This window comes from Massilia sp. UYP32 (assembly GCF_050434365.1).
Classification (GTDB): Bacteria; Pseudomonadota; Gammaproteobacteria; order Burkholderiales; family Burkholderiaceae_D; genus Telluria; species Telluria timonae.
This window is the reverse complement of sequence record NZ_JBNDIK010000042.1, coordinates 1-17,933: the sequence shown is the minus strand read 5'-3', so window position 1 is coordinate 17,933 and position 17,933 is coordinate 1. Positions and strand designations below refer to the sequence as shown.

15 protein-coding genes are annotated in these 17,933 nt (G+C 65.6%); 9 read left to right on the top strand and 6 right to left on the bottom strand.

Annotated elements, in window-relative coordinates:
* Positions 1-39: 39 nt before the first annotated feature.
* The 6 genes from ABIB42_RS24995 to ABIB42_RS24970 all read right to left on the bottom strand — a co-directional run bounded on the left by ABIB42_RS24995 (position 40) and on the right by ABIB42_RS24970 (position 5,105).
* Positions 40-363 carry an FmdB family zinc ribbon protein gene (locus tag ABIB42_RS24995; protein WP_312486250.1) on the bottom strand — a complete coding sequence of 108 codons (324 nt, stop codon included), beginning with the start codon at positions 361-363 and terminating at the stop codon, positions 40-42.
* Positions 364-701: 338 nt separating this feature from the next.
* The gene (ubiB, locus tag ABIB42_RS24990) at positions 702-2,264 is read right to left on the bottom strand and encodes a ubiquinone biosynthesis regulatory protein kinase UbiB (protein WP_005663269.1); all 1,563 of its coding nucleotides are present in this window, start codon (positions 2,262-2,264) and stop codon (positions 702-704) included.
* Positions 2,261-2,935: a ubiquinone biosynthesis accessory factor UbiJ gene (locus ABIB42_RS24985; protein ID WP_071360670.1), complete on the bottom strand. Its 675-nt coding sequence runs from the start codon at positions 2,933-2,935 to the stop codon at positions 2,261-2,263. Before ABIB42_RS24985 ends, ubiB begins: the two co-directional genes overlap by 4 nt.
* Positions 2,936-3,079: 144 nt before the next feature.
* On the bottom strand, positions 3,080-4,069 hold the full coding sequence (locus ABIB42_RS24980) for a Tim44 domain-containing protein (RefSeq protein WP_005663271.1): 990 nt from the start codon (positions 4,067-4,069) through the stop codon (positions 3,080-3,082).
* Between the two features lie 17 nt (positions 4,070-4,086).
* On the bottom strand, positions 4,087-4,821 hold the full coding sequence (ubiE, locus tag ABIB42_RS24975; protein WP_040774884.1) for a bifunctional demethylmenaquinone methyltransferase/2-methoxy-6-polyprenyl-1,4-benzoquinol methylase UbiE: 735 nt from the start codon (positions 4,819-4,821) through the stop codon (positions 4,087-4,089).
* A 149-nt stretch (positions 4,822-4,970) separates the two neighbouring features.
* Positions 4,971-5,105: a hypothetical protein gene (locus tag ABIB42_RS24970; RefSeq protein ID WP_267871908.1), complete on the bottom strand. Its 135-nt coding sequence runs from the start codon at positions 5,103-5,105 to the stop codon at positions 4,971-4,973.
* Positions 5,106-5,295: 190 nt separating this feature from the next.
* On the opposite strand from ABIB42_RS24970, the gene ABIB42_RS24965 reads away from it, so the two are divergent.
* The 9 genes from ABIB42_RS24965 to ABIB42_RS24925 all read left to right on the top strand — a co-directional run bounded on the left by ABIB42_RS24965 (position 5,296) and on the right by ABIB42_RS24925 (position 17,880).
* Positions 5,296-6,636: a sigma-54 dependent transcriptional regulator gene (locus ABIB42_RS24965; RefSeq protein ID WP_005663273.1), complete on the top strand. Its 1,341-nt coding sequence runs from the start codon at positions 5,296-5,298 to the stop codon at positions 6,634-6,636.
* Positions 6,637-7,015: 379 nt separating this feature from the next.
* Positions 7,016-9,271, top strand: coding sequence for a hypothetical protein (locus ABIB42_RS24960; protein ID WP_429249174.1), 2,256 nt, complete (start codon positions 7,016-7,018; stop codon positions 9,269-9,271).
* Between the two features lie 100 nt (positions 9,272-9,371).
* Positions 9,372-9,773, top strand: a complete 402-nt coding sequence (locus ABIB42_RS24955; RefSeq protein WP_184238006.1) for a hypothetical protein — start codon at positions 9,372-9,374, stop codon at positions 9,771-9,773.
* 13 nt (positions 9,774-9,786) lie between these two features.
* Positions 9,787-10,461, top strand: coding sequence for a C39 family peptidase (locus tag ABIB42_RS24950; protein ID WP_184238004.1), 675 nt, complete (start codon positions 9,787-9,789; stop codon positions 10,459-10,461).
* 12 nt (positions 10,462-10,473) lie between these two features.
* A complete protein-coding gene (locus ABIB42_RS24945) occupies positions 10,474-10,989 on the top strand; it encodes a hypothetical protein (RefSeq protein WP_184238002.1) in 516 nt (171 codons plus the stop codon).
* A 32-nt stretch (positions 10,990-11,021) separates the two neighbouring features.
* A complete protein-coding gene (locus tag ABIB42_RS24940; RefSeq protein WP_184238000.1) occupies positions 11,022-12,536 on the top strand; it encodes a hypothetical protein in 1,515 nt (504 codons plus the stop codon).
* A gap of 194 nt (positions 12,537-12,730) precedes the next feature.
* A complete protein-coding gene (locus ABIB42_RS24935) occupies positions 12,731-12,937 on the top strand; it encodes a cold-shock protein (RefSeq protein WP_005663283.1) in 207 nt (68 codons plus the stop codon).
* 159 nt (positions 12,938-13,096) lie between these two features.
* On the top strand, positions 13,097-15,784 hold the full coding sequence (locus tag ABIB42_RS24930) for a type VI secretion system Vgr family protein (RefSeq protein WP_184237998.1): 2,688 nt from the start codon (positions 13,097-13,099) through the stop codon (positions 15,782-15,784).
* A gap of 5 nt (positions 15,785-15,789) precedes the next feature.
* Positions 15,790-17,880, top strand: a complete 2,091-nt coding sequence (locus tag ABIB42_RS24925; RefSeq protein WP_429249173.1) for a T6SS effector phospholipase Tle3 domain-containing protein — start codon at positions 15,790-15,792, stop codon at positions 17,878-17,880.
* Positions 17,881-17,933 lie beyond the last annotated feature (53 nt).

Genomic DNA, 17,933 nt, shown 5'->3' with positions numbered 1-17,933 from the left:
CCGTTGTTCTTGTTGGCGCGCGGCGCTCGCCGCGCCGGATCAGGTGCTGCTCTTGTCGCCGCCGGACGTGCCCGGCGCGGCCGGCGCCGGCGCCGCGGCTGCCGGTGCGCTGGACTCGGTCGACGCGGCCGGCGCCGGCGCGCCATTGCCATTGCTGGCCGTACCGGTAGCCGGCGGCGTACCGCCACGGAAATCGGTCACGTACCAGCCGGTGCCCTTGAGCTGGAAGCCGGCAGCGGTCACTTGCTTCTTGAAGGACGGCTTGGCGCAGGACGGGCACACGGTCAGGACCGGATCCGAAATTTTTTGCAGTACATCTTTGGTAAAACCGCATTCTTCGCAGCGGTAGGCGTAAATCGGCATGCTAGGTGCTCCGCAAAAATCTTCAAAACCCTGAATTATAAAGCTTTTACACGGGCATTTGCCGTTTGCGGCCTACCGCGGCTGGCACAGACCCGGCGCATGGGCAAGTGCGGGCCATCCGATGTTGTTTTTCACCATCGTCAACAGGTGTTTCGTTTGCTCAAGCATCGGGTTGGATGCTCTAATACGGCTTCTTCACCCAATGTTGGCAGTAGGGAAATCCCTGCTGCTCACCGCAAAGAAGAAACAGAAGACTGCGCGATGCCTCCATCAGCGCGGTCCGTAGAAGAACACTAGCTTGCCAAGCCCGCGTCTGCGGGCTTTTTCTTTATGTGCCCTTACAACAGATACAGGGCGACGAGCCCCATCCCGAACCCCGCCGCCAGGCAGGTCAGGAAGGCCAGCATGCGATTGGTGCGGCGCTGCTCGATCAGCACCATCGCCAGCATGTCGGCGTTCGGCACATTCGGATGCGCCAGCTGCCCTTTCGATTCGCGCTCCAGCACCTGGTACACCAGGCGCGGCAGCTGCGGGAAGATCTGGGCGTAGCGCGGCGCTTCGGCGCGCAGGCGTTCGGTCAGGCCCTTCCAGCCGACCTGCTCCGTCATCCAGCGCTCGAGATACGGCTTGGCGGTCTTCCACAAGTCCAGGTCGGGGTCGAGCTGGCGTCCCAGTCCCTCGATATTGAGCAGGGTCTTTTGCAGCAGCACGAGCTGCGGCTGCACCTCGACGTTGAAACGGCGCGAGGTCTGGAACAGGCGCAGCAGCACCTGGCCGAACGAGATGTCCTTCAGCGGGCGGTCGAAGATCGGTTCGCAGCAGGCCCGCACCGCGGCCTCCAGCTCGTCCACGCGCGTGTTTTGCGGCGCCCAGCCCGATTCGATGTGGGCCTCGGCCACGCGCTTGTAGTCGCGGCGGAAGAAGGCCAGGAAGTTCTGCGACAGGTAATCCTTGTCGAAATCGTTCAGGGTGCCGACGATGCCGAAGTCCAGCGCGATATAGCGGCCCAGGGTCTCCGGCGCGGTCGAGACCAGGATGTTCCCCGGGTGCATGTCGGCGTGGAAGAAGCCGTCACGGAACACCTGGGTGAAGAAGATTTCCACGCCATCGCTCGACAGCTTCTTGAGGTCGACGCCGGCGGCGGCCAGGCGGTCGATCTGCGAGATCGGGATGCCATACATGCGCTCCATCACGATCACGCTGCTCGAGCAATAGTCCCAGTACATCTCGGGCACCATCAGCAGGCTTGATCCGGCGAAGTTGCGGCGCAGCTGGCTGGCGTTCGCCGCCTCGCGCATCAGGTCCAGCTCGTCGTGCAGGTATTTGTCGAATTCGGCGACGACTTCGCGCGGCTTCAGGCGCCGCGCCTCTCCCCACACGCGCTCGATCAGGCTGGCCGCCAGGCGCATCAGGGCCATGTCTTCGTCGATCAGCTTCTTCATGCCGGGACGCAGCACCTTGACCGCGACCTCCTTGCCATCCCTGAGCTGGGCAAAGTGGACCTGGGCGATCGAGGCCGAAGCCACCGGCTCCCGGTCGAAGCGGGCGAACAGCTCGTCGGGATGGGCGCCCAGCGAGCGCGTGATCTGGGCCACCGCGAGGTCGGACCCGAACGGCGGCACGCGGTCCTGCAGCAGCGCCAGCTCGTCGGCGATGTCGGGCGGCACCAGGTCGCGCCGGGTGGACAGCACCTGGCCGAACTTCACGAAGATCGGGCCCAGTTCTTCCAGCGCCTGGCGCAGGCGGATCGCGCGCGGCGAGGTGATGCGGCGCCAGAAGAAGAAGGTGTTCATCAGGCGCGCGGTGCGCGGGGCGTTGATGCTGGTGACGGCGATCTCGTCCAGGCCGTACCTGGTGAAGACGGTGAGGATGCGCAGCAGGCGCAGGAATTTCAATATCATCGACGATCCGGGTGGTGGTCTGCGCTGGTGAGAATGATGGAGGGTGCGGCGTCCAGCTGGGCCAGCTTTTGCTCGAGCCGCGCGATGCGCTTGGCGGTGCGCTCGACGTCGTCGCGCAGGCGCACCACGTCGGCGGCGAACGCGTCGCGCTGCGCCGGCCGCACCAGCACCGGCCTTTCCTCGGCTAGGAACTCGGCCAGGTTCTCGGCCAGGCGCCGCGTCGCCTCGGTCGCGCCGCCGGCGGTGCGGCGCGCGGTCTTGACCAGGCGATGGGCGCCCAGCGGCCCCACCACCCGCTCGAGGTCGTGCTCGGCATCCCAGCGCAGGCCGTTGGCCAGCTGCGAGATCACGTTGGCGAACTCGGCGTCGCCTTCGATCTTCACGTACGACAGCGCGCGCGTGCGGTCCTGGGCGATCAGCGGCAGGTCGGCCGGCTTCACGCGGATCGTGACGCTGGCCGGCGCATCGCCCTGGCCGGCTTCGAGCAGGCCGTCGCGCCCGACGTGCATGCGCAGCCGGGCCAGGCCGGCATCGATGCAGGCGTCCTTGCCGGCATGGCGCATGAGCAAGGCCCTGGCCCAGGCTTCCTGGGCCAGCAAGTGATTAATTGCGGCGACCGCGGGCAGCGTCAGAGCGTGCTGTGGCGACAGTGAGGAAAGACTAGGAAACATGAAAAGGACGACCCTCAAAAAACAAAACCGCCCGGGTTGATGCGGGCGGTTTTGATCTTACCAGTTTGCCGGGCGCAAACCCGGTGACACGGAATGTTTATCGAAAAATAATTCCGCCAAAACTAATCGCTTCAGCAAATACGCTTAGTTCGTCTGCTGGATACCGGCCAGCACCCAGCCGCCCGAGCCCGACAGCGGCTTCGACATGTTCCAGACTTCGACGAACGGTTCTGGAAGCGCGTCCTTGGCGCTGCGGATCATGGCGTTGAACTGCACGCTCGCCAGGTAGTCGGTCGCGGTCTTCTCGATGCCCAGCAGCTGGGCGTCGATATTGACGACGTCGGTGTAGTCGGTCACGGCGCCGCGTTCCTGGATCTGCATCTTCAGCTCGGCGAACACTTCGGGCGAGGTGAATTCGCGCAGGTCGTCGGTGTCGCCGCGGTCCCAGGCCGCCTGCATGCGGATGAAGGACGATTTCGCGTGACGCAGGAAGCTTTCGCTGTCGAAGTCGCCCGGCACGCCCCATTGCTGGTAGGCCGGTGCGGCGGCCGCGCCGCCGAAACCGGCTGCCGCGCCTTTATCCAGGCCGACATTACCCTGGAAAGCGGCTGGCTGATTGCGCAGGCCGGAGCCGATCTCTGGCGTGGCAGTCGAACCGGCGGCCGGCGGCTGGAAGCCACCGAAGCCGCCCGCGGTCGCCGCCGCCGGATTGGCCGGCGTATCTTTACGACGCACCATGCGCACGATAAACATGATCACCAGGCCGATCAGCGCGACCATCAGGATGGTCGAGATGATGCTGGCCAGGGCGCCGCCGATGCCCAGGTGCGACAGCAGCGCGCCCAGGCCCAGGCCCAGCAGTGCTCCACCCAGGATGTTGCGCATCATGCTCGGTTTCTTGGCGGCGGCCGCTGCACCCGCGGCGCCGGCGGTCGCGCCGGCTGCGGCAGGGGCGGCCGAATTCGGGGTCTGGCGCTGCATGCTCTGGGCCGGCGCCGGCGCCGGACCCTGCTGCTGTACGGACTGCGACTGCCGTCCGATCGAACGCTTGCCGCCCATTGGTCGGGCGAAGGCGTCCGCCACCATCGCGAACGCGGTGACTGCCAACATCGTCGTGACCAAAAACTTTTTCATTGTCTCTATCCTTAGAATTAGAGTTTGATACCGGTGTGCAAAGCGGCCACACCCGCCGTCAGGTTGAAATACTGGACCCGCTCCAGTCCTGCGTCTTGCATCATCCCCTTCAGGGTGTCCTGGTCGGGATGCATGCGAATCGATTCGGCCAGGTAGCGATAGCTTTCGGCATCGCCGGCGATCTTCTGGCCCAGCCACGGCAGCACCGAGAACGAATACACATCGTACGGTTTCTGCAGCGGCGCGATCACTTTCGAGAATTCCAGCACCAGCAACTTGCCGCCCGGCTTGAGCACCCGGCGCATCTCGGCCAGGGCCTGGTCCTTGTGGGTCATGTTGCGCAGCCCGAAGGCGACGCTGACCCGGTCAAAATAATTGTCCGGAAACGGCAATTTTTCGGCGTCACACAACATGGTTGGGGTGACAAGCCCTTTATTCAAGAGGCGATCGCGCCCGACGCGCAGCATCGACTCGTTGATGTCGGTGAGCCAGACCTCGCCGGTCTTGCCCGCCTGCCTGGCGAAAGCCTTGGCCAGGTCGCCGGTGCCGCCGGCGATGTCGAGCACCTTGAAGCCGGGACGCACGCCGGCCTGGGCGATCGTGAACATCTTCCAGGCGCGGTGCAGGCCGGCCGACATCAGGTCGTTCATGACGTCGTACTTCGAGGCGACCGAATGGAAAACCTTGGCGACTTCCTGGACCTTCTGGTCCTCGGCGACGGTCTTGTAGCCGAAGTGAGTGGTATTGGTCATATGTGCGGGACGGTTGGGTGTTGCCGCATTATACAAGCAGGCCGGCAGTGGACTGCGCCATTGGCGACCAGGGGCCGGAACGGCCGGCATGTGCTGCCCCATGGAATCCTTCCTGTCCCCTTGTTGGACGGGCACAACGCATGAAGCGCTCACAATCCGCTCAGCAGCGGCGTATCGACGCGGACGCCCTTCCCCGTCACGGTTGGCCCCGGTAAGATCGATAGCAGGTCGCCAACAAAGTTGCGGATATTTCCATGAGAAACAGCAAAGATTTCATTCGCCATTGCACATGTCATTAAACTTCTATTAATGTTTGTGCGACATGCCCAAGGCATTTCAGGTTTAATGGAACAATACTTTTCGCGTCAGCAATCCATTCCAAGGGATTAGTTGCCGCACGGATGCGTTAGGTATGACGCGCCAGAACTCACAACAACGAAAACTGGCAAAGCGCCAGTGATAACGAGGGCAACGGTGTCTGTAAAACGTCTCTTATGCATTTCGGGTGAAGGCAATGCGCACGCGCGCGCCTGCCACGGCGAGCTGCCCGGCTGGGATGTGTGTGTGGTGGAGAACATCGCCGCGGCGCGCAAGGTCCTGTCGCAGCAGCATTACGGAGTCGGCCTGCTGCTCGACCGCAGCGACGGTTCGGGCGACGCCGAACTCGAGCGCTTCCTGCGCCAGCACCATCACACACGCTGGATCGGCGTGTTCGACGCGCCGCGCATCGACCAGCCCGCATTGCGCGAGCTGATCGCGGCTCACCTGTTCGACTTCCATACGCGCCCGGTCGACATGCTGCGCCTGCAGCACTCGCTCGGCCACGCGCACGGCATGGCGACCCTGGCCAAGGCCACGCCGCCGCACCGGCGCCAGGCGTCGGAGCGGGCCAGCCACATCGACGGCGCCTCGCGCGCCATCGTGCGCCTGCGCGCCCACATCGACAAGATCGCCGCGGTCGACGCGCCGGTGCTGATCTCGGGCGAAAGCGGCAGCGGCAAGGAACTCGCGGCCCAGGAAATCCACCTGCGCTCGCAGCGCGCGAACGGTCCCTTCATCGCCATCAATTGCGCGGCGGTGGCGCCGGCCCTGATCCATTCCGAACTGTTCGGCCACGAGCGCGGCGCCTTCACCGGCGCCACCCGCGACAAGCAGGGCCTGCTCGAGGCGGCGTCCGGCGGCAGCATCTTCCTGGACGAGATCGGCGACCTGCCGCTCGACCTGCAGGCCAGCCTGCTGCGCTTCTTGCAGGAGCGCGTGATCTACCGCGTCGGCGGCACCCGCACCATCGCGGTCGATGCGCGCGTGATCGCCGCCACCCACGTCAACCTGCCGCAGGCCGTGGCCGAGGGACGCTTCCGCGAAGACTTGTACTACCGCCTCAGCGTGTTCCCGATCCGGGTGCCGCCGCTGCGCGAGCGCAAGGAAGACTTGCCGCTGCTGACCGACCTCATCTTCAACAAGTACGCGGCCGAACGCAGTCCGCAGCTGAAGGGCGTGAGCCGCGAAGCGCTGCAGGCGATGGCGCGCTACGACTGGCCGGGCAATGTGCGCGAACTCATCAACCGGGTACGGCGCGCCATGGTGCTGGCCGAACAACGACTGATCATGCCGGAAGACCTCGACCTGCCCAGCGCCGGGCCGATCTGCCCGGTCAGGGAAGGCCTCGGCAATTCGCGCCTCTCAGCCGAACGCATCGCCATCGGCGAGAGCCTGGCGCGCAGCGGCAACAACATCAGCCAGGCCGCGCGCGACCTCGGTGTCTCGCGCATGACACTGTATCGCCTGATGGCCAAGCACGCAATTTCCTCGTAAGTCTCCGCCCTTCCCTGCCGTCGGCTTGTTCCTACGGCGCTTCCCCTTGATTTGACAGGATTTTACCGCCGGCGCGCTTGCCACCCGGCAGCGCGTTGCGGGACGGTGTTCGCTCTGTGGCGACTGCCTGGCGGTGACATTTTGATACAGTTCCATGGACTTTTTGTTCACATTGTCACGGGTCTGAGACACTTTGTTCTTTATCTATTGTTCAACTTCATTTCCCCTTGTAGCACCACTGAAACTCATCAAAATAGTCCTACATAATCAAGGACTTAAAAAACTCAAATTCACCTGGCATGAGAACTGCTATTGAACGAGTGGACCGGGTGTCATGGGACCCCGGGAATTCAACTCAGTGACAATTAGGGGAGCAACAATGAAGCGCACTATCCTGGCAACCGCGATCGCCCTGGCATTCAGCATGGCTCACGCACAAGAAAATTCCGTCAACGATGTCCGCGGCGGCAACACCCAGACCTCGTCGGTTACCACGAACACCGACAGCAGCACTGTCACTGACACCCGCAACAGCGGCAATACCTCGACCAACTCGTCGACCAACACCGACAACACCCAGTCGAACAGCAACAACCAGGCGACCAATACCAACACGAACACCACGACCAATACCAACAACAGCCAGGCCAACAGCAACAACCAGGCGACCAACACGAACACGAATACGAACACCAGCACCAACACCGACAACAGCCAGGCGAACAACAGCAGCACCAACACTGCCGACAGCAACAACCAGTCGACCAACACCAACACCAACACCACGACCAACACCAACAACAGCCAGGCCAACAACAACAGCCAGCAGAACAACAACAGCACCAACACGACCAACAACAACAACCAGGTCGACAACTCGGACAACCGCGTCGCCAACAACACGAACACCCAATCGGACACGCGCACCAACACCAACACCAACACCGAAACGATCGACAGCAACGACACGATCACGACCAACACCACCAACGACAGCAGCCAGGACAGCTCGGGCCAGAACAACAGCTCGGGTGACTCCCGCGCCGCCGCCGCCGGCGCCGCAGCCGCCAACAACGGCGGCAGCGCCAACTCGTCGGTCGCCAACTCGTTCAACACCTCGTCGGCCAACGCGACCAGCTCGCTGACCGGCACCGTGTCGGGCAATAACATCAGCAACATCGGCAACACCGCGCAGAACACTGGCGGCGCCAACGGCGCAGCCGGCACCGGCTCGGCCGGCGGCGTGGGCAACGGCGGCTCGACCTCGGCCAGCGGCGCGGCCGGCGGTTCGGCTTCGGGCGCGGCTGGCGCGGCTGGCGGCGCAGGCGGCTACGCTGCTGCCGGCACCGCATCGACCGGCGCCTCGACCGTCGGTAACGCAGCCGGCGGCGCAGGCGGCGCGAGCGGCGCGGCCGACTCGGTCGGCGGCGCAGGCGCCTCGGGCGCAACCGGCGGCTACGCTGCCGGCGGCAACGGCGCGGCAGGCGGCGTGGGCACCGGCGGCGCCGGCGCTTCGGGCGGCGCGGCCAACGGCGGCAACGGCGCGGCAGGCGGCGCAGCCACCGGCGGCACCGGCGGCTCGACCGGCTCGCTGGCCGGCGGCAACGGCGGCGCGAACGGCGCCATCGGCACCGGCGCCGGCGGCGCGGGCGGCGCGGGCGAATCCAACGGCGGCGCAGGCGCGGCCGGCGGCCTGGGCGGCGCAGGCGGCATGGGCGGCAATTCGTCCGGCTCGACCCTGACCGCATCGAACGGCGCCAGCGGCGGCGGCGCAGCGATCGGCGACGCCACCTCGACCTCGGGTTCGGGCGGCATGCCAGGCTCGGGCACCGAAACCGCGGGCACCGGCGGCGCCAGCGGCGCGGCCACCAACACCGGCGGCACCTCGACCGCAGGCAGCCCGACCAGCGGCGCCAGCTCGGGCACCGCGGGTGACTCGATGGCCGGCACCGGCGGCGCCGGCGCGGCAGGCGGCGCCGGCGGTTCGGGCGCGGCCGGCACCAACACCTCGGGCTCCGGCGCGGCAGGCGGCGCGGCCACCGGCGGCACCGCCGGTTCGGGCGCGGCACTGGCAGGCACCGGCGGCGCAGGCGCCACCGGCACCGCTGGCGCGGGCGGTTCGGGCGCGGCCGGCACGGCCGGCATGGGCGGCAACGGCGCCGAAGGCACCGGCGGCGCAGGCGGCGCTGGCCAGGGCGGCACGGCAGGCGCGGGCGGCATGGGCGGTTCGGGCGCTGAAGCGACCGCATCGACCGGCACCGGCGGCGCCGGCGGCTCGTCGACCGGCGGCTCGGCCACCGGCGGCTCGGCCACCTCGGGCGACGCCACCTCGGGCGCCGGCGGCGCAGGCGGCGCGGGCGGCTCGAGCACCGGCGGCGCTGGCGGCTCGACCGGCGAAATGGTTGCCGGCGCAGGCACCGGCGGCTTCGGCGGCGCCGGCACCGGCGGCGACGGCGGCACCAACAACGTGACCGCGGGTTCCTTCGACATGTCGAACTCGATGAGCAACATCGCCCAGTCGGCGGCCGGCATCTCGATCATCAGCCAGAACAACGGCTTCTCGTCGCTGATCCAGCAAAGCGTCAACGTTCAGTCGAACATGAACGTCGGCGGCACGACCCCAAGCGGCCAGTAATCAAGAGGTCTGAGCAGCAACCGCGCAAGCGTCCGAAGACCGGACGCTTGCGACCCGCCACGCGGCGCTCCCCGCGTGGCGGCTTTTCGAGCGAGGCATCATGAAACGGATTACCCAGATTAGCGCTCTCCTGCTGGCGGCCTCGATGGCGCTGCCGGTGGCGGCCCAGGCCGCGGAACCGGCGCAGCTGCCGGTGGTGGTGGGCTTCCTGTCGAAGGTGGAAGTCGCGCCGAGCCGGGAAGACGACATCGCCAAAGGCTGGGGCAAGGCGACCGACGCCGAGGAACTGGGCGGCCTGCGTGGCGGCGCCGACATCGTGACCACCGAGGCGACGCTCGGCGGCACCGTCGGCAACAACACGGCCACCAACGTGACCACCGGCTTCAACGTCATCGACAACGGCTCGTTCGCGAATTCCTCGGGCCTGCCTGTCGTGATCCAGAACTCCGGCGCGAACGTCCTGATCCAGAACGCGACCGTCATCAACCTGCAACTGCAATAGGCATGGGAAGAGAATGAAGCACGGGATCTTCCTCGCCGCCCTGTGCGGCGTCCTGCTGGCGCCGGCTCCGGCGCCAGCACTCGAACTGGCGGTGGTCGGACGCGTCAACGTGCCGGTCACCAGCCTCAAGGACATCAAGTTCCAGCGCACCACGCGCCAGCAGTACGACTACAGTTGCGGCGCCGCCGCCGTGTCGACCCTGCTGTCGCACCACTACGCCACCCCGACGCCGGAACAGGACGTGTTCCAGGAAATGTACGAAAAGGGTGACAAGACCAAGATTCACAAGGAAGGCTTTTCGCTGCTCGACATGCAGCGCTTCCTGGCCGCGCGCGGCTTTCGCGCCGACGGCTTCAAGCTGCCGATCGAAAAACTGATCGCCGAAAAACTGCCGGCCATCGTCCTGATCACCGACCGCGGCTTCAACCACTTCGTGGTCGTCAAGGGCTTCGAGGATGGCCGCATCCTGATCGGCGACCCGTCCACCGGCAACCGCGTCGTGAGCATGGAACGGTTCCAGGAAATCTGGCGCAACAAGATCCTGTTCGTGATCCACAGCCACAAGGAGGGCATCGCCTTCAACAATCCGGCCGACTGGCGCGGCGCCCCGCGCGCGCCGCTGGGCACCGGCATGCACCAGGACCAACTGAGCGCTTCGCTGCCGAAGTTCGGCCCGGGCGATTTTTGACAAGGATTTGATATGCGCTGGCCCACCCTTACCTTTCACCGCATCGCCTTGCTGGTCGCCCTGTGCGCCGCAGGCGCTGCGATGCCGCTCGTGCAGGCCGCCGGCCCGAGCGGCTTCGGCGCGCCCGTCGATGCCGCGGAACTCGACACCATGCGTGGCGGCTTCGAGATCGCGGGCGGCCTGTCGCTGTCGCTCGGCATCGAACGCGTGGTGTCGGTCAACGGCGAAATCCTGGCGCGCACCAATATCGCCATTCCCGACCTCGCCGCGATGACCGGCGACCAGGCGCGCCTGGCCCAGAATGCCCTGGGCGCGGCCCAGCTGATCCAGATCGGCGGCAACAACTATGCTGCGGCCGACCTCAACCTGCCCAATGGCGCGACCTTGCTGCAAAACACACTCAATGGGCAAGACATCCGTACTGCCACGACCATTACGTCGACCGTGAATAGCATGTCCCTGCTAAAAGACATGAATTTCCAGAGCACGATTCGTGACGCAGTAGTACGTTCCCCGGGAACACTGTAGCATTGCAATATTGTCAATAACTGGAGATCTGGATGTATTCACATGTCGCGCGGCTTGGCGCCGCCGGCCTGGCGGCCGCCCTCCTGGCGCCGCCCGTGCTCGCTCAACAACCTGTGGCCGAGCCTGGCACACAGGACCGACAGACCGAACTGTCCCAACTCAAGGACGAACTGGCCGAACAGCGGGCAATGGTGAACCGTCTGATGCTCGAACTCCAGGCGCAGCGCGAGCAGCTGCAACGCATGCAGGTCCGGGACGTTCCCGCGGCCCCGGCGCTGGCGGCGCGCGAGCGCATCGTGGAAGAAACCACCCCGCTGTCGGGCGCGCCGTTCGCGGTGCCGACGGCGCTGGCCGACGGCGTCCTGCTGTCGCAGCAGCGCGGCACGGGCATGTCGATGCAGGCGCCGGTGGCCCAGCCGCCGGTGCTGCCGCCGGCCGAAAGCGGCGTGGCGGCCCCGCTGCCGCCGCAGCCGCGCCCCAACCAGCCGACCCTCCCGGCGCCCGCTCCAGCCCAGGCGCAGACCCAGCGTCCGGCCCAGCAACAGCAACCGCAGACGGCGCAGAACAACAATCGCCAGGAACCGAACCGCCCGCCCGAAGTCGCGCCGCTCGGCGACCAGCCGGGCGTGCTGACCCAGCGCGGCACCTATGTGCTCGAGCCGTCGGTGCAGTACGGCTACTCGTCGAGCAACCGCGTGGCCCTGGTCGGCTACACCGTGATTCCCGCGATCCTGATCGGCCTGGTCGACGTGCGCGAGATCAAGCGCAACACCTTCACCACCGCGATCACCGGCCGCACCGGCATCAACAACCGGATGGAAGTCGAGGTCAAGGTGCCCTATGTGTACCGCTCGGACGCCACCGTCAGCCGCGAGCTGTTCACCGGCACCGCGGTCGAGCGCGTGTTCGACACCAGCGGCAAGGGCCTGGGCGACGTCGAGGTCGCCGGCCGCTACCAGCTCAACAACGGCGGCCCGGACCAGGGCTATTACATCGCCGGCCTGCGCTACAAGAGCCGCACCGGGCGCGACCCGTTCGAAGTCGTGACCGACTGCGACCAGCGCTGCATCGGCGAGAACGTGACCGGGACCGGCCTGCCGCTGGACCTGCCGACCGGTTCCGGCTTCCATTCGCTGCAAGGCACGCTGACCTGGTTGTATCCATCGGACCCGGCCGTCTTCTTCGGCAACCTGAGCTATGTGCACAACTTCAAGCGCGAGAACGTGACGCGCCTGGTGCGCAACGGCGTGCGCGAACCGCTGGGCGAGCTGGAACCGGGTTACGTGCTCGGCTTTAACTTCGGCATGGGCCTGGCGCTCAACGACAAGGCTTCGCTCAGCCTCGGCTACGACCACAGCACCATCGCGCGCATGAAACAGAACGGCCAGCCGGTGGCCGGCTCGGTGCGCACCCAGCTCGGCACCCTGCTGCTGGGCTACTCCTACCGCCTGAGCCCGAAGCGCACGCTGAACATCGCCGTGGGCGCCGGCGTGACCCGCGACACCCCGGATGTCACCCTCACGCTGCGGGTTCCGATGACGTTCTGATCGGCATCAAGGTTGTGTGGGAACATGCGGCTTGGATGACTTGTGGTAAATACGAACACGATTGAAAAATCTTGCTTCCGTTTTAAGGAATTGTCCTTATAATCAGATTTGCAATGTAGAGCGTGGCCCTGGTTTCGGTCGAGGTAACGCCAACAGGGCGCATAAACGCACAATAACTTTTTGAGGGAATTAACATGGCAACTGGCACTGTAAAATGGTTCAACGATGCTAAAGGTTTCGGCTTCATCACCCCGGACGGCGGTGGCGAAGACGTCTTTGCGCATTTCTCGGCCATCAATGCCAACGGTTTCAAATCGCTGCAGGAAAACCAGCGCGTCACCTTCGACATCACCGCTGGCCCGAAAGGCAAGCAAGCTGCGAACATCCAGCCACAGGCTTGATGCAAGGCTGCCCGCCATGAGCGGGCGCGCAATGTGAGAGCACGTCCGAGGACGTGCTCTTGTCGTTTACGAGATTTATTTCTTGCGATAGCGCACCATCTGCGGCGAACGTCGTTGTCACACTGACGGGATTCCAACATCCCGCAAACAACAGACGCCATGGACTACGCCTTCATCGCCTCCGCCCTGACCGACGCCAACCGTCCCATCCGCCTGCGCCTGTGGGGTGCGGCCGGCGAATCCGCCCACGGTTTGCTGGTCAAGCATGCCAGCGGCAGCGAAGCAATCGACGGCGGCGTCGAGTACACCTTGCTCTGCGTGTCCCGCAGCGCAGGCTTGCCGCTCAAGGACTTCATTGCCAACCCCATCGAACTGCAGTTCGTGACCGACGACGGCGCCCTGCGCTGCGTATGCGGCCTGGTCGCCGAAGCCGCCGAGGGACAGGGCGACGGCGGTCTCGCCACCTACCACCTGAGGCTGCGCGACGCTTTTTCGCTGCTCGACCAGACCTGCAATACCCGTGTTTTCCGCAATGCCAGCGAAGTCGACATCACCCGCACGCTGCTGGGCGAATGGCGCCGCGCCAATACCGTCGCCGCGCTGGCGTTCGAGTTCGACCTGAGCGCCCTCAAGAGCTATCCGGCGCGCGCCTTCACGCTGCAGTACAACGAGTCGAGCGCGGCTTTCCTGCGCAGGCTGTGGAAGCGGCGCGGACTATCGTGGTTCATCCGCGCCGGATCGAATGACGCCGGGGTGCCGATCCACGTGCTGGTCCTATTCGACGACGCGCTGGGCCTGGGGCGCAACGCCGCCGGCGACATCCGCTTCCACCGCGACGGAGCGACCGAAACCTGCGACACCGTCATCGCCTGGCATGCGGTGCGCACCTTGACCGCCGGCGCGGCCGAGCGCAGCAGCTGGGACTACGTCAATGCCCGGCCCGCGGTGAGCGGGGATACCAGCATGAACGACCAGGGCAAGCTGGGCAACCGCTTCGCCGCCTCGCTGTGCGACTACCTGATCGATGTGCCGCATGCGGGCGACAGCGCGGAAGATTATCGCCAACTGGGACTGGCGCGTATCCGGCGCCATGAATACGAGGCGAAGATATTCCATGGCCTGGGCAGCGTGCGCGCCATGTGCGTCGGCGAATGGAACGGCATCCGCGGCCATCAGGAACTCGACCGGCATCCTCCGAAGGAACGCGAGTTCGTCATCACTGCACTGCACATCGAGGCCGAGAACAATCTGCCGAAACCGCTCGACGACATGGTTCGCCGCCTGTTCGCCCTCAATCGCTGGCAGGCCGGCGGCGGCCTGCTCGCCCAGGCCAGCACCGAACGCGGGATGCGCTACACCAACCGTTTCAGCTGCGTGCGGCGCGGCATCCCGATCGTGCCGGCGTACGATCCGCGCATCGACTTGCCGCGCACCGACCTGCAGTGGGTGACCGTGGTGGGGCCGACCAATGACGAGATCCACTGCGATGCGCTGGGGCGCGTCAAGATCCGCTTTCCCGGATGCCGGCCGGCCGATCACGCCCATGCCGACGGCGTGGGCGCATCCGACACCGACCTCGACTCGGCCTGGGTGCACGTGGCGACGCCATGGGCCGGCGCGCAATACGGATCGATCTCGCTGCCGCGCGTAGGCCACCAGGTGCTGTGCGCGTTCGTTGGCGGCGATCCGGACAAGCCGCTGATCGTCGGCCGCGCGCATGGCGGGCGGACACCGCCGACGTCATTCGACCGCCGCAGCAGCCTGCCTGGCGACAAATACCTGAGCGGCATCGTCAGCAAGGAAGGCCGGACGGACCGCTACAACCAGCTGCGGCTGGACGACACGCCGGGCGAGATCAGCGCCCAGCTCGCCAGCGCGCACGGCAGCAGCCAGCTCAACCTGGGGTATCTCACCCATCCGCGCCGCGCCGGATCGGGGCAGGCGCGTGGGCAGGGATTCGAACTCACGACGGACGACAGCGGTGCGATCCGGACCGCCAAATCGCTCTTGATCACGGCCTGGAAACGGCTCGAAGCCTGCGGCGACCAGCTCGGGCGCGAGGAACACCTGGCGCTGATGCAGGATTGCCTGGACCTGTTCAAGTCGCTGGGCGAGTATGCGGCGCAGCACCAGGGCTTACCGGTCGATCCGGCGCCGCAGTCGGCCTTGAAGAACGATCTTGCCGCAGAGGGTGGGGGCAAACCGACGCTGAGCGTGACTGCCCCGGAAGGCCTTGCGTTCAGCACGCCGAAGACCATCGTCAGCTATGCCGGGATCGATCTCGATACGGTCGCGCAGCAGCACATGCAGCTGACCAGCGGGCAGCGTTTCAACCTGAACGCCGGCAAGGGCATCTCGCTGTTTTCGCATATGGACGGCATTCGGCAGATCGCCCACAAGGGCAAGTTCATCATGCAGAGCCAGCACGACGACATGCAGGTCGACGCGGCCAGGGATCTGAAGGCAACGGCGGGCCAGCGCATGATCTTCATGGCCGAGAAGGAGATCACCTTCATCGTCAGCGGCGGCGCCTATCTCACGCTCAAGGGGGGCGCGGTCGAAGTCGGCGGGCCAGGGGCGATCACGATCAAGACCGACGGGCATCACTGGGACGGACCGGCGAGCGGCAAGGCCGAGTTGCCGACCTTCGGCGAAGGCACGTTCGAGCGCACGCCGCGGTTGCTGCGCGCCACGGACGGCGAACCGGTCGAAGGCGTGGACGTGCGCGTGGCGCGCGCGGACGGCGGCACGCTCGCCGGCCAGACCAATGCGGCGGGCGAAGCCGAACCGGTGAGCGCCGATCACGTGCAGCAAATGAAGGTGACGTTCCATACCAGCGAAGGTTGAAGACGATGACACTTCCACTGACCGACAACGGCAAGGGTGGCTGCGGCCCGCTCGACGATCCCGGAACCATCGTGCTGGGCGAAGGCAGCGGCTGCACATTCCTGAATAGCAAGCATCTCGACGTGGTCATGCAGTTGCCGCTGCCCGGGATCGTCATCTTCGTGCATGGCGTGAATTCGGACGGCGAATGGTATGCCCAGGCCGAGGAAGGCTTGTGCACCGGACTTAACGACCGCCTGAAGCGGTGCGATGAGCACCTGGCGTATCCGACTGTCGAAGGTGGGCAAGTGCGGCCGGTGCGCTACATGAGCGAATTGACCGATGACGGCTTTCTCAACCCTGACCGCAATACCGCGAGATTCATCGAAGAAGGCGAGCACTTTTCGCCGGTGATCCAGTTCCGCTGGGGCTACAAGGCAAGCGCCTCGGAACTGCAGCTGTTCGGCAATGCCGTCTACCTGAACGAAGATAACTACTGGGGCGGCGGACCGTTCGCGAATGGCTGCACCGCCCTGCCCGACCTGTGGAGCGCCGGCCTGTCGGACCAGCTGTTCCTGTGGCTGCACATCCAGCACATGAATCCGACCAACGACCGCCAGGTGTATGCCTGCCCGCCACGGCCCTATTACGTGGTGGCGGCGCTGCGGCTGGCGAAGCTGGTCGAATCGATCCGCAAGAAGCAGGCCGACGTCCCGATCACCATCGTCTGCCACAGCCAGGGCAATATGATCGGCATGGCGGCGGCCTTCCTGGGCGACCGGCTCGGATCCGTTACCGATGCCGCAGGCAAGACCGGCCGCTGCGTGGCCGACAACTACGTGCTGTGCAATCCGCCCTACAGCCTGGTGAAAGACAACGGCGCCCAGGACTGGGTCGAGCGCAACCTGGTGGACCCGCGTGGAAATTGCGGACGCCAGACCTCGGAGGCGCGCATCGGCACACTGCGCACGTTCTTCGAGATCGTCGGCCGGCAAAAAGGCGCGGCGCAGCCGGTCGCCACCATCGACCGGGCCATGGCCAACAAGGCGCATGGCTTCGATGCGCAATCGGACCGGGACCGGTTCGGCTTCGGCGACGCCCGTTCCACCCATGGCCGGGTCACCCTGTACTTCAACCCGCACGACCAGGTGATTTCGGCCTCCACGATCCAGGGCATCGGCTGGCGCGGCTTGAGCCAGAGCGAGATCGATGCGACGCATGGCGCCGGCGTGTTCAGCCAGCGCGTGTTCGCGCAGGGATTCGACGTCGGCAAGCAGGGTAGTTACGACATGTGGAAGGACCAGCACAACAAGCCGGCCGCCGGCACCCAGGCATTCTGGTTTCCCGAGTCGCCGAAGGCACGCTATTCGCTGAGCAAGGGGCTGGAAGCGAATGCCAGCATCGTGGGCAAGGTGTTCACGATTGCGACGGCGCCGTTCATGTACATCGTGACGGCGCTGGCGGGCACGCGCATCAATGCGATGCCACCGAAGGGCTGGACGACGCCCCTGCGCGCGCCGGAGCTGAAACCCACCTTCAAACCGGCCGCGGTGCGATTCGGCGTGGCCAGCGCCACGTTCGACCAGGGCATCGACATGCCGGGAGCATACCGCGCCAGGGACCGCAAACGCGAGGCGGACGATCCCTATGCCGACGACCGCGCGGTCGAAAAGCAGCACCTTGCCTATGCCGATGGCGCGACCACGGATGCGGCGCAGGGCGATACGGCCAGCGAGGCGGCGCTGAAGTACGAACACCACGCGATGCTCAGGATGCAGGCGAAGCGCGAGGGTTTGTACAAGAACGAAGCCAAAGTGACCGAGGAAGACGAACCTTCGACCGCCAGCGCGAAATATACCGCGTGGCGTAACGAGAAGATCCGTGATTCTCTGGCGAAGAGCATCGATACGCATGCGACGGATCACTCGACGATCATGACCAATCCCGCGCACGCGCGGGGAGCGCTGGCGTATGACGTGGCGATCGGAGTTTGCCGCATTACCGAGCAGGATCTGCGCAAACTGCGCATTGCCGCCGATTGGCGTCTTACGCCTGACGAAGCAAAAAATGAAGGCCGGACCTGTCAGAAATTCTGTGTGCGGGGCCAGAATTCGTAGTTAGATAATCGCGTTCGTGAAGCGCTCGCCGAACATGATGGCGAACTGGTTGG